The sequence below is a fragment of the Gardnerella sp. DNF01141 genome (assembly GCF_049244255.1).
Classification (GTDB): domain Bacteria; phylum Actinomycetota; class Actinomycetes; order Actinomycetales; family Bifidobacteriaceae; genus Bifidobacterium; species Bifidobacterium vaginale_E.
Genome location: NZ_CP058391.1, coordinates 206,162 through 226,539, shown reverse-complemented (window position 1 = coordinate 226,539; position 20,378 = coordinate 206,162). Strand labels below are relative to the sequence as shown.

18 protein-coding genes are annotated in these 20,378 nt (G+C 42.1%); 5 read left to right on the top strand and 13 right to left on the bottom strand.

The window, feature by feature from the left end:
* The first annotated feature begins 9 nt into the window (after positions 1–9).
* From HXT35_RS00820 to HXT35_RS00805, 4 genes are read left to right on the top strand one after another with little or no spacing between them, the layout of a single operon-like run.
* Complete coding sequence (locus HXT35_RS00820) at positions 10–342, top strand: small basic family protein (protein WP_004135038.1); 333 nt, start codon at positions 10–12, stop codon at positions 340–342.
* 1 nt (position 343) lies between these two features.
* Complete coding sequence (locus tag HXT35_RS00815; protein ID WP_421788132.1) at positions 344–1,180, top strand: DUF881 domain-containing protein; 837 nt, start codon at positions 344–346, stop codon at positions 1,178–1,180.
* Between the two features lie 18 nt (positions 1,181–1,198).
* Positions 1,199–1,639: an FHA domain-containing protein gene (locus HXT35_RS00810; RefSeq protein ID WP_004137215.1), complete on the top strand. Its 441-nt coding sequence runs from the start codon at positions 1,199–1,201 to the stop codon at positions 1,637–1,639.
* Entirely contained in the window at positions 1,617–2,252 is a 636-nt protein-coding gene (locus HXT35_RS00805; RefSeq protein WP_421776149.1) for a MerR family transcriptional regulator, read from the top strand. The genes HXT35_RS00810 and HXT35_RS00805 overlap by 23 nt, the downstream gene beginning before the upstream one ends.
* 582 nt (positions 2,253–2,834) lie before the next feature.
* On the opposite strand, the gene HXT35_RS00800 is transcribed toward HXT35_RS00805, so the two are convergent.
* The 12 genes from HXT35_RS00800 to hisS form a co-directional block, all read right to left on the bottom strand.
* Positions 2,835–3,554, bottom strand: coding sequence for an HAD hydrolase-like protein (locus HXT35_RS00800; protein WP_421788130.1), 720 nt, complete (start codon positions 3,552–3,554; stop codon positions 2,835–2,837).
* A gap of 7 nt (positions 3,555–3,561) precedes the next feature.
* A complete protein-coding gene (locus HXT35_RS00795; protein ID WP_004126876.1) occupies positions 3,562–3,909 on the bottom strand; it encodes an RNA polymerase-binding protein RbpA in 348 nt (115 codons plus the stop codon).
* A 62-nt stretch (positions 3,910–3,971) separates the two neighbouring features.
* Positions 3,972–6,605 (bottom strand): DEAD/DEAH box helicase, encoded by a 2,634-nt coding sequence (locus HXT35_RS00790; protein ID WP_421788128.1) that lies wholly within the window; start codon positions 6,603–6,605, stop codon positions 3,972–3,974.
* A gap of 15 nt (positions 6,606–6,620) precedes the next feature.
* On the bottom strand, positions 6,621–6,959 hold the full coding sequence (locus tag HXT35_RS00785; protein WP_119521138.1) for a hypothetical protein: 339 nt from the start codon (positions 6,957–6,959) through the stop codon (positions 6,621–6,623).
* Between the two features lies 1 nt (position 6,960).
* Entirely contained in the window at positions 6,961–8,883 is a 1,923-nt protein-coding gene (locus HXT35_RS00780; protein ID WP_421788126.1) for a helix-turn-helix transcriptional regulator, read from the bottom strand.
* 229 nt (positions 8,884–9,112) lie between these two features.
* Positions 9,113–10,552, bottom strand: a complete 1,440-nt coding sequence (locus HXT35_RS00775) for a UTP--glucose-1-phosphate uridylyltransferase (protein ID WP_004126886.1) — start codon at positions 10,550–10,552, stop codon at positions 9,113–9,115.
* A 131-nt stretch (positions 10,553–10,683) separates the two neighbouring features.
* Complete coding sequence (locus HXT35_RS00770; protein WP_004126888.1) at positions 10,684–11,835, bottom strand: amino acid ABC transporter permease; 1,152 nt, start codon at positions 11,833–11,835, stop codon at positions 10,684–10,686.
* A 5-nt stretch (positions 11,836–11,840) separates the two neighbouring features.
* Positions 11,841–12,518, bottom strand: coding sequence for an ABC transporter permease subunit (locus HXT35_RS00765; RefSeq protein WP_004126890.1), 678 nt, complete (start codon positions 12,516–12,518; stop codon positions 11,841–11,843).
* A 1-nt stretch (position 12,519) separates the two neighbouring features.
* On the bottom strand, positions 12,520–13,353 hold the full coding sequence (locus tag HXT35_RS00760) for a glutamate ABC transporter substrate-binding protein (RefSeq protein ID WP_004126892.1): 834 nt from the start codon (positions 13,351–13,353) through the stop codon (positions 12,520–12,522).
* Between the two features lie 73 nt (positions 13,354–13,426).
* A complete protein-coding gene (locus HXT35_RS00755; RefSeq protein WP_032843394.1) occupies positions 13,427–14,197 on the bottom strand; it encodes an amino acid ABC transporter ATP-binding protein in 771 nt (256 codons plus the stop codon).
* Between the two features lie 187 nt (positions 14,198–14,384).
* The gene (aspS, locus tag HXT35_RS00750; RefSeq protein ID WP_004126894.1) at positions 14,385–16,181 is read right to left on the bottom strand and encodes an aspartate--tRNA ligase; all 1,797 of its coding nucleotides are present in this window, start codon (positions 16,179–16,181) and stop codon (positions 14,385–14,387) included.
* Between the two features lie 136 nt (positions 16,182–16,317).
* Entirely contained in the window at positions 16,318–17,718 is a 1,401-nt protein-coding gene (gene hisS, locus HXT35_RS00745; protein ID WP_032843390.1) for a histidine--tRNA ligase, read from the bottom strand.
* A gap of 95 nt (positions 17,719–17,813) precedes the next feature.
* On the opposite strand from hisS, the gene HXT35_RS00740 reads away from it, so the two are divergent.
* Positions 17,814–19,184 (top strand): DUF349 domain-containing protein, encoded by a 1,371-nt coding sequence (locus HXT35_RS00740; protein ID WP_004126897.1) that lies wholly within the window; start codon positions 17,814–17,816, stop codon positions 19,182–19,184.
* Positions 19,185–19,243: 59 nt separating this feature from the next.
* On the opposite strand, the gene HXT35_RS00735 is transcribed toward HXT35_RS00740, so the two are convergent.
* Positions 19,244–20,377 carry an Mrp/NBP35 family ATP-binding protein gene (locus tag HXT35_RS00735; RefSeq protein ID WP_004137184.1) on the bottom strand — a complete coding sequence of 378 codons (1,134 nt, stop codon included), beginning with the start codon at positions 20,375–20,377 and terminating at the stop codon, positions 19,244–19,246.
* Position 20,378: the final 1 nt, after the last annotated feature.

Here is a 20,378-nt window from a genome sequence, read left to right as displayed (position 1 = left end):
GAGATAAGCATGGCAGCAATTCTAGGCTTGATTTTAGGCGTGCTAATTGGCATTGTGGTGCATCCAGATATTCCTATTGTTATTCAGCCATATTTGCCGATTATGGTGGTCGCAGCATTGGATGCATTGCTTGGTGCGGCTCGCGCGTATTTTGAACGAAACTTTTCGGATAAAGTTTTCGTTATTTCGTTCTTCTCAAACGTTATTGCAGCGACTTTACTTGTTTTGCTTGGAAACCAGCTTGGTGTAGGCGCTCAATTGCAGACTGCAGTTATTGTTGTGCTTGGTATTCGAATATTCTCGAACGTTTCTGCAATTCGTCGCTTTATTTTCAGGAGTTAATATGCGACCACTGTTTTCTAATACTTCTCGAGGGGATGACATTATTCATAAAATGCGCAGACAGAATGCTCACGATTCTGAAAGCGATGCAATTCAAACGGGTTCGTTTCCGGCTGTTCGCCGTAGAGTAAAGCTGTCTTTAAGCGGTCATATTACTTATACGCGAATATTTACCGGACTTTTAATGATGCTTCTTTGTGCTCTTTTAGGATTTGCTTATATGATTCAAGTTAATAGAAGCAACTCTTTACTGTATGAAACAATGAGCGAGGAAGAACTAACTCGACTTATAACCGAAACGCACTCTCAAATTCAGAGTCTTGAAATGAGAAAAAGTGAATTGACCGGTCAGCTTGATTCTTTAAAGCAGGCAGTTAATAAGCAGGATGAAGCGCGAAGAATTGCGCAACAAAACGCACAAGCCAATGGTCTTATTTCTGGTCGTCTTCCAGCTGTTGGAAGGGGTATTATTATACACATTACAGCAGGAGAGAAGGAAAATATTGACGCCGCAACAATGTTTCAGCTTTTGGAAGAATTGCGAAATTCTGGTGTAGAAGTTATGTCTATTAATGATGTTCGCATTGTAACTTCAAGCTATATTTCGCAAACAAAGCATGGTCTTTTATGCGACGGCGTTATGATTGATCCGCCATATATTGTTAAAGCAATTGGAGATCCGCAGAATCTTCAAAATGCTGTTAATATTGCTGGTGGTGTTGGGTCGCGTTTGAAGGTTAAATTCGGCTCTTCCGTTTCGGTTTCTGTGCCAGATGAGGTAGAAATTACTGCGACACGCGAGCCAAAACAGTACGAATATGCAAAACCCGTCGAGTAACAAGGTAGAATAGCAAGTATGACTGAACCAATTCCTACCGCTGGCGAAACAACTATTATTGGTATGCCAGCTATTCATATTCCAATGAATACTACTTCGGATCGTCCTTTGCAGCAGGATGATTTTGACACAATATCAAAATTGCTGCCTGGAACCGCATTGTTGATTTCAACTAGGGGAGCGGTGTCCGGTTCTCGTTATCTTCTTGACGAGGATTTGGTGTCAGTTGGTCGCGATTCACATGCTGATATTTTGCTCGATGATTCAACTGTTTCTCGCTCTCACGCAGTGTTTAAGCGCGTTAACGGCGTCTTTAGCATTATTGATGCTGGAAGCTTGAACGGAACTTACGTAAATCGTGAAAGAGTGGATGAAGCTGTGCTTCATAATGGTGATGAAATCATGATTGGTAAATTCCGACTGGTATTTTTCGCTCATGACGCAGTTACAGTCCGATAATTCTTCCGATAATTCTTCTTATGCTGTTCAGGGGGAGCTTTTTGGTTTTTCGCTATCATCTGATCAGCTAGGATATCGTGGTAGCGTTGCTATGAAGGTTGCTGGTATTACTTACCGGCAGTTAGATTATTGGGCGCGTAAAAGCATTATAGAGCCTTCGATTCATGCATCTAATGGATCTGGTTCTCGTCGTTTGTATTCTTTTAAGGATATTGCGATTATGGCGGTTGCTAAAAGGCTGCTTGATGCTGGCGTAAATTTAGTAAATGTTACGACTGCTATTATTTTTCTCAATCGTTATTCTGAGGATCGTTTGCGCAATATGACGATTATTTGCGACGGACAGTCTGTTCAAGAATGTGATGATAATCAAGAAAATATGCGTCGTATGCTTGCTTCTGGTTTCGCTGTATTTGCTATTGCTGTTGGGCGTATTGTGGCGCGTGTAGAAGATGATTTAGCTTTAGAAGCATCTTCTGAAAATACTAAAACAGAATACAACAAGAAAATTTCTGGCAAATCTGCATCTAAATCTAATTTAAAATCATCTCTTACAAAAACGTCGTTGAATAAGCATAGTTCTTGGAATCTCGTTCAAGAAACGTGGGGATAGGCATGCTTGTAGCTGTTAGTATCGCTATTATTATGTTCTGGTTTGCATCAGTAGCGTTGTTCTCATATAGTCTATTTGCTTGCTTACGTTTTTTAGTAAGATCTCAAAAAAATGCTTATTCTAAATCAAATATAAATAAGCAAAATTCGGTTCGCTTAATACCTTGGAACATTGTTATTACGCATTGTTGTGGGTTGCCGTGTGCGATGATTGCATACATGCTTTTGCATTTTGTTCGCGATTTTGGATTTGTTTACAATAATTATTTCTTATTAACGGACTCAACTTTGATTCCTTCATACGTAATTATTATCGTGCTTATTCTTGCAAACGTTTCTACAATGATATTTTGTTCATACAGAAACTTAAAAGAATAGATTATTTTGCAATAGTGCTAGGGCTGTAAATTAGGTGAGATTTTACTGCTTCTGTTTGCGTATTCTGATCTAATTTGACATAACGTACATTATCGGATAAATATATCAAGTAAATACACTCAAACAATAAACTCAAACTACATAAACTACACAGTAATGTAAAGAAAATGTCGCGCGTCTTACAAAAGTATTATTAAATAATAAGTTAAGCGAAATATTCTAAAACTGTTGTGCTTAATTCGCTTACGTTGTCAATAATCCTGTAAGATCCGTGTGCTTTAAGCTCACCAGGTTCAGCGTAACCCCAAGCGCATCCCAAGCAATCTAATCCGCATTCTTTTGCGCCGTCAGCATCAGTCCAACGGTCGCCAACCATAAGTGCTCTGTCGCCTTTAGCTGGATCATAGCCAATCTCATCAAAAACGTATCGAATAACTTGCGCTTTAGTAATACGAGACATATCCCGACTTGCGCCATAAATTCCGTCAATAAGATTATTAAATCCGAAATAATCGCAAATAGGTTTCATTTGATATTCAGGCTTGCATGATGCGGTTGCCAAATAAAAACCTGCTTTGCGTAATTTAATAAGCTGCTCAGGAATACCATCGTATACTTTATTGAGCAAACAACCTGGGATTTTGCTTCCAGGAACGTTCGGATCGTCAAATGTAGCAATCTCAGAATAATATTTGCGATAAATAGCAAGACCCTGCATCTGCAGATTTTCAGGAACTTTAATTCTCTGGAAGGATTCTAAAATAGACGGTCCTATAAAACGTTGCATTTCAGCATCGTCAGGAATAGGCTGACCTAATTCTTTCAAAGCAAGCTTAGCGCAGGTAATAATGCCTACGTCAGACTTTGTTAAAGTGCCATCAAGATCTAATAGCACAACATTTCGTGAGATTTTTCTCGAGTTCATCGAGCAATCACTCATAGTCAGGAATCCAGCCTTCGTGATGCATTTTCAAACGCTTATCTAGTAAAGTCTTCAATTCGTCTTCACTACGGCGTTCAAGCAACATGTCCCAGTGTGTGCGAGACGGCTTGTTAAAATCGTCGTCAGGACGGTCGTCTTCGCCTTCGCGATGAGCAATTGAACCGCAGCGGCACTCCCATTCTTCAGGAACATCAGCACCTTGAGCAAAAGGAAGTATTGTGCGGTGACCCTTTGGGCACACATATGCAACATCCTCGCGTGCAGCAAAATCTACATTATCGTCAGATTCCAAAGATTTTGCACCAATGCTCATACCGCGTAAACTGCGTTCTGCCATAGTATCTCCTTATTTAGTACTTTATAAAACTACCTAATTGCACGGACTAGCTGTTGTACATGTTACACATCCGAATATGCCACGACGCCACGGTTCATAAGTAATGCAGCTTCGTGAGCGTTAGATGCAAGATTTTTATCTACACCGCTTATAGCTTGTAAATATTCTCCCGCTGCGTAAAGCTGGGTGAGTAAATCAATAAGACGTTTTGCTTGACGAACAAAATCGCCTCCAGTATTGTCTGTATTTTGCAAAATGTCGGCTAAATCTGCTCCCTGAGCCCAATCGTACATAATATCAACAGCACCAAATTCAAGCGGTCTTAAAGCTGGAAGATGGGCGTTTGCGCACAATGCGCTTGTTCTAATAAATAGATCCTTCATGCGCGAAACAGTTGTAAATACCGCTCCATTTTGACCACCCGGGTATCTTTTAGGCTCTCCACCTGAAGCTCCCCTAGATTCGTATACTAAAGCAGATAAGCATGATAATAATTCAAGAGGCGTAAGATTATTAAAAATTCCTTCACAAATCGCCTCAGCAAAAACAATATCTAGTTCATTATATAGTCTTCGCAACAATTGTCCGCGATCAGTAAGGCATAAAATATTTTGCATGTTATTATCTTTGGAAGATTGCAAATAATTCAAACTGTACAATACGTCACAAATATGGTCAAAAGTTCGCGCAACAGAACCAGTACGAGATTCATAACGTTCACGCACCTGCTCAAGCTCCTTATGTTCGCGCATCCAATGGTATCCCCAACGTAAATGTTGTTGAATATCTGGGCATGCAGCACAAGGATGCTTTCTCTCTTCTTCGCGAAGCAAAGAAATAGTGTCATCTAGCTTCTTAAAAGCTGCACTTCTTTCAGCATCCGTCTTAAATAAAGTGTGTTTAAGCTTACGACGCTGATCATGCTGAGCTTCTTTAAGTTTCATGCGCAGCTGAAGAAAATCAGCAAAATCTCCCTGTTCACAGTGAAAAGCTTCTTCATATCCACTAAGAGCTGTTTCAAGCTCGTTCATACGACTATGTAAACGTTGGGCTGAAGCATTAGCTTCCCACTGTGCAAATGAGCAATCCAAAGTTGTGCGAGCAGTATCCGCATCGCTTGAATGCAGCAAATTAACAGCCATGTTAAACGTTGGTACGAAGCTTGAATGTAAAGGATACACGCGCTTACTAGAAAGTGCTGCAGCTTGAGCTGGCACAAAATCAGCATGATCGACTAATACAGCATGACCAATATCGTCAATTCCGCGTCTTCCAGCACGGCCTGTAAGCTGCGTAAATTCGCCTGGAGTAAGAGGAACATGACCTGTGCCATCAAACTTTACTAGCTTTTCTACTACAACGCTTCTTGCAGGCATATTTAAGCCCAAAGCTAGTGTTTCTGTTGCGAAAACAACTTTAATAAGTCCGCGTTCAAATAGTGTTTCAACAATATGTCTAAATAATGCAATCATTCCAGCATGATGAGCTGCAAAACCTTGTTCAAGTGAAAACCTGAATCTTTCAAAAGAAAGTGCATGCAAGTCTTCTTTTGAAAGTTGATTTGCAACCATGCTGTCAACGATTTTGCGAATTTCATACATTTCATCATCGGAAGTAAGAATTAATCCAGCATTCAAGCATTGCTGAACAGCCTGATCGCAGCCTGAACGAGAAAAAATAAAGTAAATTCCAGGAAGCATCCCTAAGTAATCTAATTCGTCAATAACAGCCCAACGTTTAGGAGTATGTCGGCGAGTAGATTTATCTGACTCGGCCACTCCCCTTCTAACAACACGCTTTTTGCCTTTTCTATAACGGTATTTGCTGTCACTGTATGAATCCTGGCGTCTACGAGCGCGATGCTCCCATTCGTTAAGTTTCCTAGTTAATGCAGGATTTACGCGTTTAGTTTCGTTTCCTTTATTGTCGCGATCATATAAATCCAATAATTCAGGCTCAGTTCTGCCATCTTCCTGAATAACAACATGTCTTTCAAGAGGTACAGGCCTGTGCTCATCTACAACCAAATGTGTTGTTCCACGCACAGATTCAAGCCAGGAGGAAAAATCTTCCACATTAGAAACTGTTGCAGATAAACCAATGATTTTCACTGTTTTAGGAAGGTGAATAATAACTTCTTCCCAAACTGCGCCACGGAATTTGTCTGCAAGATAATGAATTTCGTCAAGAATTACAAAGCCAAGAGAATTAAGCGTAATAGAGTTTTCATACAGCATATTGCGCAAAACTTCAGTTGTCATAACAACAATATCTGCTTCAGGATTTACAGATGTGTCTCCTGTTAGTAAACCAACATTTTTAGAACCGTACTGTTCGCAAAAATCATGATATTTTTGATTACTTAAAGCTTTTATTGGCGTAGTGTAAAAGGCTTTTACGTTACGCTGTTGAGCTAAAAATACTGCAAAATCTGCAACAACGGTTTTTCCTGCACCTGTAGGAGCAGCAACTAAAACATTATTTTCAGCTTCCAGCGCATCAATTGCTTCACGCTGAAAATCGTCTAAATCAAAAGGCAAAGAACGCTCAAAATCTGCGGCCATTGAACGCTCATGCTTAATAACTTCACGAAAAGCAGCAAAACGTTGAGCAGGAGACAATAAAACGTCACCATTTTTGCAGTTATCTGTTTGTGAATTATGCAAAATATGCCCCGCTCTATCTTTATTGTTCAAATTGTTTTATGAGCTTTATAGTTTAATATCTTCTTCTCGAAGAGATTTTTCATCCCAGTGCTGCCATATTTTACGATGATTTTCGCGAATTTTTTGATGGCGTTCAAGCACTTTTTCTCTGGTTTTTTCATAACGTTCTGCAGCTTTTTGAATAGGCAGAGTAAAAAGAGGATCTTTAGGCTCGTCGTCGTTTTCATTAGACTCGTTCAAAGCTTCAAACTTAGAGGCTGCACTATCTGTAAAGTTAACGCAAGTCCTAGCTAGTTTTATTGCGCTTAAAACAACTACCACTACTCCGGCGGCAATCATGCACAGCATAAACACTGTAATGACTAGCCAAATCCACCATGGCATATTACTCCTCCGAGTTCGTGCTATCAGCGTGATTAACGCTTAATTCACGCTGTGCGCGGGCAATAATCATACTGCGCAATGTTTCTGGAGCAACAGCAGTAATGTGGCGAGCATGAGCAATACAGAATGCAACGAACCAAGAATCTGAAGAAACCGTAAGATGAACCTCAACTCCGTTTCCGCAAGGTTTAATAGTAGCTCCAGATAAATTCTTTAAGAAATTAAGCTCTGTTTCGTCAGTAGTGAAGCAGGTTTCAGTACCATTGTCAAAACTCCACTTACGAAGCTCGCTAACTGGAACGTCTGGAATTTCTAATTTAGACACAGGCTCCACAACTTCCGCACGCTCGATTCTAGCTACGCGAAGCACCTGCCAAATTCGAGGTAAGCCATTTGCCTTGTTAATAGTCGTATCTTTAGAAACAAACTCGCGCTTATCTTCAGGTGTTTGATTCTCAACATCAGTCCAAACAGCAACGTAGTAAACGCCTTCATCAACATAAATTTTCGAAGGAGCCACAACTTTGCGTCGAATACGGCCAGCTCCATCGGTATACTCCATATCCAACAAGGCGGAGGCGTTAATAGCACTACGCACAATCGAGCAATTGCGAGGCTCGATTTCGTAGCCTGTTAAGCTTAGCCAAGGAGTTTGGCCTGGAAGCACGTGGCGACGAAGACGCTTATACAACGATTCAGCTTGCGCTCGCTGCTCAACTGGCAACAGTAGAGAGTGTGCCAAATAGTTAGCAGATGCAGTTAGCATACTCAAATACTGTTGAGAAATACCGGCAAGACGCTCCAAACCCAAAGAGTTTGTTGCAGAAACAATGCCCTCGTTTTCAAGAAGAGTCCAATCAATGTCAAAGAATTGGCTGCCTGCCATTTCGCCATCGTCGGAAACAGTAGTAAGCGTATTAATATCTTTGTGAAGAATCGTAACGAAACGACGAAGCTCATCCTCATTCTTTGGCTTTCCAATAAAACGCTCAGCTAGTTCGTTTAATGGGAATTCTTCTCCAAGATGGGCAGATAAGAAAAGCATCAAACGCAAACGACGGTCAACCTCGCTGCCCGTTTGGAAGGATGAGCCTTTCTTTGCGTGAGATTTATCTGCTTCAGCATCTTGCGCTTCAGTATTTTGCAAAGGTGCTTCGTTATCTTCTTCGCTATTAAGTTTGTTATTTTCGTTGCATGCTGCAAAATCTACAGCTGCGTGCAAGCGACGGTGGAAAGCGTCAACTGCCTCTTGTGGGCTTACAACGCTTGAGCCTGGATGCTCTAGCACAAACATCGCTAAATCGTCTGCATCTGTATAAGCAACATTTAAGTGTTCTCCGTCAACGTCAACTGTTGCTGCAAAACGACGAGAATCAATAACTTTCACCAAAGAATCAGGAAGCATTTGAGTACCTAAACCAGGCGCAATAGAATCCAAACCTAATCCAGGAATAGGAGTTTGAGGAACTCGTGGAGCTGTGCGAGAAGTACGCTGCTGCTCATGCTGATCCGATTCAATAGAAGAAATAGACATTGAGCGAGCAAGATAATTTGCTGCTGCTAACACTGGCAATTCAGATTGGTCAAAACGTAAACGCACGCGAGGCTCATCGCCTAATTGCAAACGATATGAAGCAAAGTCTTGACCTTCGGACTTCGATGAGTATTCAGGCTGCCTAGACTCGATTGCAATTCCCATAGCAGCTAGTTTTGCGCGATCTCGCTGGAATTGTTTTGCGAATGCTGCTTTGGCTGCTTGGTCAGCAAGCTCACCATAAGAATCTGCGTATGCTTTAACGCGCTGTGCAATTTGCCGCGAAGTCAGCCATTGCGGGAATGCGGAAGACAATACAGCGAGCACATCGAGCTCGTGTTTGCCCCATTTGTCGGAAAAACGTCGCCTTCCGTTGCTTCCTTCTACCATTGGTCCTCACGTATCATGTTTGAAATCTGTTTACTTATGTGTAAGTGCATGCAAAACTTGCAAAATGCGGTTTTATTTGCGCTGCAGTATTACACAACCTTTTCTATTTTAATGGTGTTTTGCGGTACGTGTGGACATTTTTTGAAAAAAGTTACAATAATTCTATATTTTTTGTTCACACAAACACAAACAACGTTGAAAATACGCCATTTTTTCGCGACACGCCATACTAAACCCATGAATCTGGTTCAATTCCTTGCGGTCCAACAAATTCTCCATTTGGAACATAACTTGGCTCACCAGTGTCTTCTAATACTGCGTCAGCAAACATTGATACCTGGTTGCCAAAAGTCCAATCTCCCCTAATTGTAACCGATTTTGCAGCAGCTAAAGCTGGTACGGAGTATGGGAATCTCTCGTTAAAATCGTTTATGTTCTTGTAATAGCGTGGATCCAAATCAATATCTGGGAATATGTAATTTCCATCTTCCATCTCGTAAGAATCAGTAAGATGGAATCTGTCGGATCGCATAATAAACAAGTCATTTGTGGTTTTAACAGGCAAGAAACGCATACGGTCTACTTCCACGCAAAGCGCTTCGTCAAAAAGCGATGCAACAGCGCCCATTGCTGTTTCTAATTGGACTACTGGAGTGCTTGTTTCGTCAGTTGGGTCAACTGTTTTTCTGTTACAAATAACAGGAAGTGGCAAAACTCCATCATGTTCTTCCAGCTTTTTTTGCAACGCGTCAACACGAACCCAAATATTATTCGTATTAAAATATGGATGCTTTTTAATACTTTGCGCACTTCTGCGATCTTCCGGATGAACCTGTGTCATTTCGCGAAGCATTAATCTTCCAGTTTGAGCATCTCGAACAATATGCCCACCTTTTCGATCAGCTTGGGTTCGTTTTGCAACTTCAATCATGATTGGAGCGCCAGTATTTTCAAAATGCTGTGCAAGTGTTCTTGAAGGTCTTGCGCCTAAGTTGTCGGAATTTGAGATAAACAAATACTCAATACCGTGCTCTTTTAAAGTTTGTAATAATTTAGATTCCCACAGAGTTGAAAAAATATCACCATGTCCAGGAGGACACCATTCAAGGCAATGATCTTTTTCGTAAGAAACCGGATCTCCTGTTTCTTCAACAAGTTTAGGCTCTTGATGCTGAATAATTTCAACTGGAATATCTTCCTGAATAAACTTACGATTGCGTTTTAGAACTTGCAAAGTATCGTGAGAAGTGCGGAAAGAGTTCATAAAAATCAGTGGAAGCTCAACTCCTAAACGCTGACGTGCTGTAAGAACCTGACCGATAATAATATCAATAAAGCGCATTTGACGAGCTTTATGTCTGCGAACTGGTAGTAAAGATTTTGCGCAAGACAATCCCATAGAAGTTCCCAAACCGCCGTTCAGTTTAATAAACGCTGTTTTTGCGAATGCGTTCACTGCTTTATCGTGATCAATAGTTTCGTAAATTTCGTGAAAAGTTGGAACGCTTTTAATAGGCTCAATTGTGCTTTCGCGAATAAACTCCCCTGAATTATCCCCAGATTTATTTACGCTCCAAACGTTATACAAGTGCTCAAATTGTTCAATAGCAATTTCGCTCATTCCTTGTTCGCGCATCTTTGCAGCGGACAATTCAAACGCGCCATCCATGTATTAGCCTCCTTGTATGTATGTGGCCATAAATAGTTTATGACCTTAATAGTTTAGCTACAAAAAGCGTAGTCAGCAACTAAAGTCACTAACTACGCTTCCTAAATTTTGCTACAAATTTTAGCTACAAGCTAAGCTTTTGGATTATCTTTTTTAATATCTTTATGATTATCCTTTGGCTTGTTTTTTGATTTGTTGTCAAAATTGTTTTGAGCATTCTTAAGATTTCCTTCTGTCTCGTCGCCAGTTTTTAAGTGATGCTCATCATAGCCTTGTATGTAGCGAGTTCTACGCCAATGATGGATAGAAGCGTTAGTTCCACGGTGATGGACGTGATACTTACGAGGAGTACCGCCATAAGGCAATTCCTTAACCTCGTTAGCCACAGCCATCTGGTTCACGTTAGAAGGATCCATAATAGCAATTGGTGCAACAGGGTCTGCCTCTGTTGGAGCCGCAGTGCGATTCTTCAAGTGAGCTGGGAGCCATTCTGCAAACCAAGATAGCGCAAGGCAAATCAGGAAGTATATAACTGCTGCCACGCTTAAAGTTTGCAAAATATTAAAGTACATTGATCCAAGTCGACGAGATTCCTGGAGTAAATCAGTGTACATAATAATCGAACCAAGAGCAGTATCCTTCAAAACAACAACAAGCTGAGTTACTGCAGCAGGCATCATAGCAATAATAGCCTGTGGCATTTCGATTTGTGTAAGAGATTGGTATTCGCTTAAGCCTAATGCTAACGAAGCTTCGCGTTGTCCGTTTGGCAGATTACCAACGCCTGCTCTAACAAGCTCGGCAACAACGGAGCCGTTGTACATAATCAAAGCTAGAACTACAGCCCAGTATGATGCCTCTTTCATGCCAGAAAGTGCAAATGCTCTCCACAAGAAAATCATAAGCATTAATACTGGTACGGCTCGGCAGAACTCAACTATTACTGCAGAAATACTACGAATAATGAAATTAGGTAAAAGACGGCACAATCCAAAGAATAAGCCGAATATTATGGAACCTACTACAGCAAGCATGGAAGCTTTCAAAGTCATCCATAATCCTGGAAGATAGAAATCAACCCATGCTTCAGATTCAATAGCTGGATTCCACAATACCCAAGAAAGCTGGTTTTCTCCTTCTGGTGGATTGCTAAGTCGCATTAGTACAGCAATAACGAATACAGCAAACACGCAGGCTGCAATAATATTTGCTACTCGAATCTTCCTAAGAGCTTTAGGACCTGGAGCGTCAAATAATAATGATTGTTCACGTTGTTTAGCCATCACTATCACCTTCTTACAGCAAGCTTGTTAGACAGATACGTTGTCAAAATTCCAATAGGAATAATGAGGATGATGTATCCTAAGGCGAATATTAAGAAGATTGGTACGATTAAATCCGCATGCTTCTCAATCATTTCGCTCATCATTGTTGAAGTTTCTGTTGCAACAGATGCTGCTGCAGCAACTGTAGAGTTTTTAAGCAATGCAATAAAAGTGTTACCCAAAGGTGCTACAGATCCGCAGAATGTTTGTGGCAAAATCACTTGCGTTGCCGACTGGAAGAAGTTTAATCCAAGAGCGCGGCAGGCTTCAGCTTGACCAACAGGAACAGTGTTAAGTCCGGATCTTAAAGATTCGCACACAAACGCTGCCGTATATAGTGATAATCCAGCAATTGCAAGCCAGAAGAAATTCACTTCAAAAATTGGTGAGAAACCAAGCTTAAGCTGAGCGTACACGCCTAACACCATGAAAACCATGATGATTGTAAGAGGCATGTTTTTAAAAAGCTCAACGTAGGCAGTTGCAACCATGCGTAAAGAAGCCACAGGGCAAATGCGCATCGTAACAAGTATTACACCAATTATTGTTGAAAACAGTACACTCCATAAGGTGATTTCAATATTGACCAAGAATGCTCCTGGAATATTGTAGGAGGTAAAAAGTTGCACGAAATCTTGCATATTACATCTCCCCCTCTTGAGGAATTGGCGGATTATACTTTGCGTTTGGCTTAAAACCAGTTCCGCGCAAATTATCGTCTAGAGCTCGCTTCCAAGATCCGTTATGAATCATTTCTTTTAAGGCGGCGTTAATTTTCTTAGCTAAGCTAGTATTTCCTTTTTTGATGCCAATTCCGTAATATTCTGCGGTAAATGGTTTACTAATAAGCTTTAAACGACCTCTAGAAGCTGTAGCTAGGCCAGCAAGAATAATATCGTCAGTAGTTACAGCATCCACAATGCCTGAGAATAATGCAGTTGCACATTCAGCATAGCCTGGCTGTTGCATAAGTTGTACCTTTGAAGAGTACTTCTCTTTAATAACTATTGCAGACGTTGAACCAGATACTGAGCATAAACGCTTACCATCTAAATCGTTCGGGCCACTCACCTTATGCTCATCTTTGCGAACTAGTAAATCTTGTCCGGCAATAAAGTAAGGTCCTGCAAATGAAACCATTTTCTTGCGAGCGTCAGTAATGGAATATGATGCAACAATCATATCGACATCACCGTTTTGAAGCATTGCTTCACGCTGCTTAGATGGTGATTCTTTCCATACGATTTGATCTTCTGAATAGCCGAGCTTTTTGGCAACATACTTAGCAACGTCAACGTCAAAGCCAACGTAAGTTCCTGCTTTTTTGAAACCCATACCAGGCTGATCGAATTTAATACCAATGCGTATTACTTTTTTACCATCGCTACGATCGCAAGCTGTAAGCGGCATAACGCAGCATACGGTACAAAGCATCGCTAGTATCGCACGAAAAATGCGATTATGTAATATTTTCATATCTTTTCCCTTCATAAGAACTGTTTTCGCATGTTTTGGCGTTTAAGCTAAAACGAAATTGAAAAAAGCGCTATTAGTGCGTAAGAATCTTGGAAAGGAAATCTTTTGCTCGATCAGTTTTTGGATTCTCGAAGAATTCTTCTGGAGTACCCTGTTCGAGGATTTGACCATCGGCCATAAACACAATTCTGTCAGCAGCTTTACGAGCAAAGCCCATTTCGTGCGTAACACAAATCATTGTCATGCCATCTTTTGCAAGCTCAACCATAACATCCAGTACCTCGTTAACCATTTCTGGGTCAAGTGCGGAAGTTGGTTCGTCAAAAAGCATAACTTTTGGTTGCATTGCTAGCGCTCGAGCGATTGCTACGCGCTGCTGCTGCCCGCCTGAAAGTTGTGAAGGCATTTTATTGGCCTGATTGTCTACTCCTACCCTAGTAAGTAATTCCATGGCAAGAGTTTCAGCGCTTTGCTGATCCATGTGACGAACTTTCATTGGTGCAAGAGTAACGTTTTCGAGTATTGTTTTATTTGCAAAAAGATTAAATGACTGGAATACCATTCCAACTTCTGCGCGCAAGGATGCAAGCTCTTTGCCTTCCTGTGGAAGTGGCTTGCTATCTATGCGAATATCTCCCGAATCAATTGTTTCAAGACGGTTGATTGTACGGCACATCGTTGATTTTCCAGAACCGGATGGGCCAATAATAACGAGAACTTCGCCTTTATTGACAGTGAGATTAATATCTTTAAGCACATGTAGTTTTCCGAAATGCTTTTCGACATGGCTTAATTCTACAAGGGGATTTGCCGCTTTGAGCACTTTAGAAGTGCTATTAGTCATATCCTCGGCGTTTGGATCTGACTTTGATACTTGCTTATCCATAAAAAGAAGTCTAGCCAAGCTGTGTTACGGTTATTTATCGCCACCGTTACGTTTTGTTACTCTTAGGTTACAAAAAGCCGTTGATTGAGGATTATTAAATCAACAATCAACGGCTTCGTAACAATAAGTTAAGAGTAGATTTTATTTACTCTTCTTCTTCAGGATCGTAGTCTACGCCAGTTTCTGCGCGCTGTTCGTCAGAAATTGGAGCTGGAGCGCCAGTTAGAGGATCGCGACCGCCGCCAGCCTTAGGGAAGGCGATTACGTCGCGAATCGAGCTTGCTCCTGCCAAAATTGCAGCAGTACGATCCCAACCCAAAGCAATACCTGCGTGAGGTGGAGCACCATACTTGAAAGCTTCAAGCAAGAATCCAAACTTTTCGTCAGCTTCGGCCTTGTCGATTCCAAGAACGTCAAGCACGCGATCTTGAATATCGTCGCGATGAATACGAACAGAACCGCCGCCCATCTCGTTACCGTTGCAAACAATGTCGTAAGAATCGCTCATTGCATGCTCTGGGTCTTTATCGAACTTGTCAATCCAATCAGCAGATGGCATTGTGAACGGATGGTGCATAGAAGTCCACTTAGAATGGCCAACTGCAACATCATCATCGTCTGGATCATCTGTGCGCTTAAACAATGGGAAGTCAACAACCCAAGTGAAAGCAAACTCATCTGGGTGAAGCAATCCTGCGCGGCTAGCAAGTTCAACGCGCACTGCACCAAGCAAAAGCTGGGAAGACTCACGGCTGCCTGCTGCAAAGAATACTGCGTCGCCGTCTTCTGCACCAACAGCTTCCTTCAAACCTGCGCGCTCTTCTTCGCTAAGATTCTTAGCAACAGGGCCTTTAAGCTCGCCATCTTCACCGAAGACTACGTAAGCTAAGCCCTTAGCACCACGTTGCTTAGCCCAATCCTGCCAAGCGTCAAACTGACGACGAGGAGTTTCGGCGCCACCCTTAAATAGCACAGCACCAACGTAAGGAGCTTGGAATACTCGGAATGGAGTGTTCTTAAAGAAGTCAGTCAACTCAATAAGTGGGTTTCCAAAACGCAAATCTGGCTTATCTGAACCGTACTTATCCATTGCTTCCTGCCAAGTGATTCGAGGCAAAGGAAGAGTGATTTCGTGGCCAGCTTCCTTCCAAATAGCGGCAATAACGCGCTCTGCCATAGCCATAACATCTTCTTGGCTTGCAAAGCTCATCTCCATATCTAGCTGAGTGAACTCAGGCTGGCGATCTGCGCGGAAGTCTTCATCGCGATAGCAACGAGCAAGCTGATAGTAGCGCTCAACACCAGAAACCATAAGCAACTGCTTTAATAGCTGAGGAGACTGTGGAAGTGCGTACCAAGATCCTGGAACCAAACGTGCTGGAACAACAAAATCGCGAGCACCTTCTGGAGTGGACTTAATAAACGTTGGTGTTTCTACTTCTGTAAAGTCCATATCTTCCAAAGCGTGGCGCGCAGCCTTAGCCATGTTTGAGCGAAGCTTTAGATTTCGCTGCATTGATGGACGGCGCAAATCAAGATAACGGTACTTCAAACGTACGTCTTCGCTAGGTAGCTTGTTTTCGGACTCGTTTTCCAAAGCTGTAGAAACTTGGAATGGAAGAGCGTCGGATTTAGCGAGAATTGTAACAGTTTGAGCAACAATCTCAATTTTACCGGTTGCTAAGTGGTCGTTTTCATTACCATCCGGACGCAAGCGAACCTCGCCTGTTACCTGCACAACAAACTCGCTTCTAAGCGGGCGTGCAGTTTCCTCATCATAAATAACAACCTGCACCAGGCCTGTGTTATCACGGACATCAACAAAGGCAACGCCACCGTGGTCGCGGCGACGATCAACCCAACCAGCAATGGTTACATTTTGTCCAACTAATGTCTCAGTCACTTCAACGGCATGGTGTGTGCGATACGCCGTCTGGCTCATAAGTCCACTTCCTTGTTTGAATAATTTTGTTAATTTTTGTTTTGACTTTAATAGTTTAGCGCATGAATCGCGCTTTCAAATATTAAAATCTTAAAAAGCAAATCTCAAATCGCAAATCTTTAAAAGCAAATCGCAATTATTGAGCGCAAGAAACAGTTTGATGTGCATATGCATCATCTGGCTGCCAAGACGTAGCGTCTGCGCAAACTTGCTCTCCCGTAATAATGTTCTTTACTTCATCATGGCTGGATTCAGAATCTGTGCTGTCTGCTGGGAACCATACGTAAGGAATACCCAGCTTATCTGCATACTTGATTTGCTTACCGAGTTTTGCTGCAGTTGGTGCAACATCAGCTGAAATACCGCGTTCGCGAAGCTTTCTAGCAATCTCGTTGCATGCGGGACGATCTTCTTCATTCCAAACTGCAACCATTACTGCTGCAGGAGAAACTCTAGAAACTGTAGCGCCGGCGCTATGAAGCATGTAAGAAACCAAGCGAGACAATCCAATAGAAAGACCTACGCCTGGATACTTCTTTTTGCCTTGAGAAACAAGATTATCGTAGCGTCCGCCGGAGCAAATAGAGCCTAAAGATGCTGCATTATCAAGGAAAGTTTCATAAACGGAACCAGTGTAGTAGTCAAGTCCTCGAGCAATCTTCAAATCTGCAACAACAGCGCCCGGGCGAATGCGTGCAGCTTCGTCAACAATCATTGCGAGCGTTTCAACACCTTCTGTAGCTAAGGCATACGATTCGTTATCTTCGCTCGTAGAAATATTGTGTTTATTGCATAAAGATTCAAAGCTGGACTTTAGTTCTTCCCCAGTTTTTGCAGTAAGCTCAGCTAATTCTAAGCAGGCAGCAGCTTGAGACTCATTAGCTCCGCACTCTTTTATAAGAAGTTTAGATACTTCTTCTGCACCAATTTTGTCTAGCTTGTCGATTTCGCGAAGAACACCCTCAATATCTGTTAAACCAATACCGCGGTAAAAACCTTCAGAAAGCTTACGATTATTTGCGTGAACTGTAGCTTTTGGTAAACCAAATTCTCTCAATCGCTCGAGAGCTTCAACCATAACCAAAGGCAATTCAACTTCGTAATGAGAAGGAAGCTCTCCGTTGCCAACAACATCAATATCCGCTTGCACAAACTCGCGGAAACGACCTTCTTGAGGACGCTCCCCTCGCCAAACTTTTTGCATTTGCCAGCGTTTAAACGGGAACGTTAAATCTCCAGTATGTTCAACAACGTAACGGCTAAGCGGAACTGTTAAATCAAAATGCAAGCCAATTCGTTCTTCCACGGGTGTGTCAGATTCGTGACCAACTTCTTGCAATCTTGACAATAAATAAATTTCTTTACTTGTTTCGCCTTTTTTCAGCAAACTTGAACCCTGCTCTACGGCGCGTGTTTCTATGCCAATAAAACCGTTTAGTTCAAAGACTTCTCGAAGTGTATCTACTACTCGCTGTTCAACAGCGCGTTCACTAGGAAGCCATTCAGGGAAACCTGATATAGATGAGCCTTGTACCATGTCCACTATAATAGGTGGTGTTGCGGAAAAATCATGGCTTACCGTCATACTTATTCGTAACATTGTTACCGTGCATCTGCTGTAAGGAGTCGACCGTGACCGAACAGACTAAACCTGAAGAAACTACTAAAACTACTACCACGCCAAAGCCACTTGCTCCATCGCCTGCGAGCTTCGCGCATAAGACTCGTGTTGTTGCTCAAGCACCAACTATTTCTTATAGCGAAGAGGATATTAAATCCGCAAAAACCTTTGGCCGTGTTGATGAAAATGGCACTGTTTATGTTACTGAAAATGGTACTGAACGTGAGGTTGGTCAATACTCCACTGGCACTCCTGAAGAAGCATTGACTTTCTATATTCACCGCTACCTTGATTTGAAAATTAAGCTCGATTTATTCGCTAAAAGGTTGGAATCAACCAACGTAAAGGTGAAGGAAATTGATGAAACGCTTAACACTTTGCAAGAAGAATTAGCTGAGCCTGCAGCCGTTGGTGACCTTGCTGCTTTGCGTGCGCGACACGCCGAGCTTAAAGCAAAGGGAGATGAAAAGAAAGAAGAAATTGCAAAAGCCCGTAAAGAGGCTCTTGAAAAAGCTTTGAAAGAGCGTTCAAATATTGTAGAGCGTGCTGAAGCGTTGGTTGCTAAAATGGGCGATTCAACAAATTGGCGCGAGCTTAACGATAAGCTTCGCTCTCTTTTCGACGAATGGCAGGAACATCAGCGCACTACTATTCATTTGAATAAGGCTGATGCAGACGCTTTGTGGCAGCGTTTCTCTAAGGCTCGTTCCGCATTCTCCCAAGCTCGTAACTCCTGGGTTAAGGAGCGTGAACATGTTCGCAATAATGCTAAGCAGCTTAAGGAAGCAATTATTGCTGAAGCTGAAAGCTTGAAGGATTCAACTGACTGGCGTGAAACTTCTACTAAGTTTAACGCTTTGATGGATCGTTGGAAGAAGGCTGGCAATGCTGGACGTCAGCACGATGATGCTTTGTGGGCTAAGTTCCGTGAGGCTGCTGACGCTTTCTACCATGCTCGACAGGCTGATCGCGAAAAGTTGAATGCTGGAGAGCATGAGAATCTCGCTAAGAAGGAAGCTTTGCTTGTAAAAGCAGAAGCGTTGCTGCCTGTAGAAAATGAGGAAGCTGCTAAGAAGGCTCGTAAAGCTTTGTCTGAAATTCAAGAAGAGTGGGATGCAATTGGCTTTGTTCCTCGAGAAGATATGCGTCGCATTGAGGCTCGCTTGAATGATGTTGATAAGAAGATTAAGGCTGTTGAAGAGGCTGCTTGGAGAGATGCTGATCCTGAAGCTAACGCTCGTAAGTCCAGCTTTGCTTTGCAATTGGAAGCGCAGCTCGAAGAGCTTAACGCTGCTATTGCTAAAGAAACCGACAAGAAGCGTAAAGCTAAGTTGGAAGCTGAAAAAGCAACTAAAGAACAGTGGCTTAATGCTGTTAAGTAATTAGTTTTATAAATTAAATAACAATATGGGGTTTCTTGAAAAATCAAGCGGCCCCATATTTATTTTTGATTAGATTCTTCCATTAAAGATTTAGCAAGTTGCACAAAAGTATTAGCAAGCTGTGAATTATCTAACTTGCCATCTTCGTTTAGAACCGCAGGACGTCCTGCTTCGCCAATTTCTCTAAGAGTTGGGTCAAGAGGAAGCTGAGCTAAAAGAGGAACATTAGTATGAAGAGCTTCACAAAGCTGTTCGCTAACTCTTTTTCCGCCTCCGGAGCCGAATATTTCCAAGCGCTCGCCATTATTTTCAAACCAGCTCATATTTTCAACAACTCCTCGAACGCTCACAGGAATTTGCAAAGCCATAAGACCTGCCCTAACCGCCACATCCGACGCACTAGGTTGAGGTGTTGTAACAACAACAAGCTCAACGTTTGGTAAAGTTTGAGCCACAGCAAGTGCCATATCTCCTGTACCAGGTGCTAAATCAAGCAAAAGAACATCTGGACTTCCCCACCAAACGTCTGAAAGAAACTGTTCTAGCGAACGCTGTAAACGCGGTCCTCTCCACAAAATAGCACGATCAGTTCCAGCAAACATGCCGATTGAAATAAGCTTTACTCCCCAAGAGACAACTGGCATAAGCATGCCGTTAAGATTAGTTGGCTGAGAGTTTACTCCAAACATGCGCGGCAAAGAAAAACCGTATACGTCCGCGTCGATTGCTGCAGTGTCGTATCCTAAAGCTGCAAAAGTTGCGGCCAAATTAGCGGTTATAGAAGATTTTCCAACGCCGCCTTTTCCTGAAGCAATAGCAAAAATTTTCGTACGCGTACCAGCTTTGTTAAAAGGATTTTCTCTGCGCTCAGCCTTCAAATCTTCTACTAGTTTTTCTAGCTTATCTTTACTCATTGCGCTAGAAGTAACATGCGCTATAAGAGTTGCTTGAGGATATTTAGATACAGCTTCTTTTACTCGTTCTGTAATAATTTCAGCCAATGGGCAGTTTGGTACAGTAAGTTCAAGCTTTATTCTTACGTTATAAACTGGTTTAGAAGCATCTAAATTTTCAGCTTCACTAACACTAACGCCAGTTACCATATTTAGTTCTGTAACTGAACGGCCTAATTCTGGATCAATAACGCTACCCAGCAAATCGTAAACGCGTGTTTCGAGTTCGCTCGTGTTCATT

Bases quoted from the DNA above. Each gene is read 5' to 3' on its own strand.
- HXT35_RS00820 (WP_004135038.1), top strand. From the start codon at position 10: ATGGCAGCAATTCTAGGCTTGATTTTAGGCGTGCTAATTGGCATTGTG.
- HXT35_RS00815 (WP_421788132.1), top strand. From the start codon at position 344: ATGCGACCACTGTTTTCTAATACTTCTCGAGGGGATGACATTATTCAT.
- HXT35_RS00810 (WP_004137215.1), top strand. From the start codon at position 1,199: ATGACTGAACCAATTCCTACCGCTGGCGAAACAACTATTATTGGTATG.
- HXT35_RS00805 (WP_421776149.1), top strand. From the start codon at position 1,617: ATGACGCAGTTACAGTCCGATAATTCTTCCGATAATTCTTCTTATGCT.
- HXT35_RS00800 (WP_421788130.1), bottom strand. From the start codon at position 3,554: ATGAACTCGAGAAAAATCTCACGAAATGTTGTGCTATTAGATCTTGAT.
- HXT35_RS00795 (WP_004126876.1), bottom strand. From the start codon at position 3,909: ATGGCAGAACGCAGTTTACGCGGTATGAGCATTGGTGCAAAATCTTTG.
- HXT35_RS00785 (WP_119521138.1), bottom strand. From the start codon at position 6,959: ATGCCATGGTGGATTTGGCTAGTCATTACAGTGTTTATGCTGTGCATG.
- HXT35_RS00780 (WP_421788126.1), bottom strand. From the start codon at position 8,883: ATGGTAGAAGGAAGCAACGGAAGGCGACGTTTTTCCGACAAATGGGGC.
- HXT35_RS00775 (WP_004126886.1), bottom strand. From the start codon at position 10,552: ATGGATGGCGCGTTTGAATTGTCCGCTGCAAAGATGCGCGAACAAGGA.
- HXT35_RS00770 (WP_004126888.1), bottom strand. From the start codon at position 11,835: ATGGCTAAACAACGTGAACAATCATTATTATTTGACGCTCCAGGTCCT.
- HXT35_RS00765 (WP_004126890.1), bottom strand. From the start codon at position 12,518: ATGCAAGATTTCGTGCAACTTTTTACCTCCTACAATATTCCAGGAGCA.
- HXT35_RS00760 (WP_004126892.1), bottom strand. From the start codon at position 13,353: ATGAAAATATTACATAATCGCATTTTTCGTGCGATACTAGCGATGCTT.
- HXT35_RS00755 (WP_032843394.1), bottom strand. From the start codon at position 14,197: ATGACTAATAGCACTTCTAAAGTGCTCAAAGCGGCAAATCCCCTTGTA.
- aspS (WP_004126894.1), bottom strand. From the start codon at position 16,181: ATGAGCCAGACGGCGTATCGCACACACCATGCCGTTGAAGTGACTGAG.
- hisS (WP_032843390.1), bottom strand. From the start codon at position 17,718: ATGGTACAAGGCTCATCTATATCAGGTTTCCCTGAATGGCTTCCTAGT.
- HXT35_RS00735 (WP_004137184.1), bottom strand. From the start codon at position 20,377: ATGAACACGAGCGAACTCGAAACACGCGTTTACGATTTGCTGGGTAGC.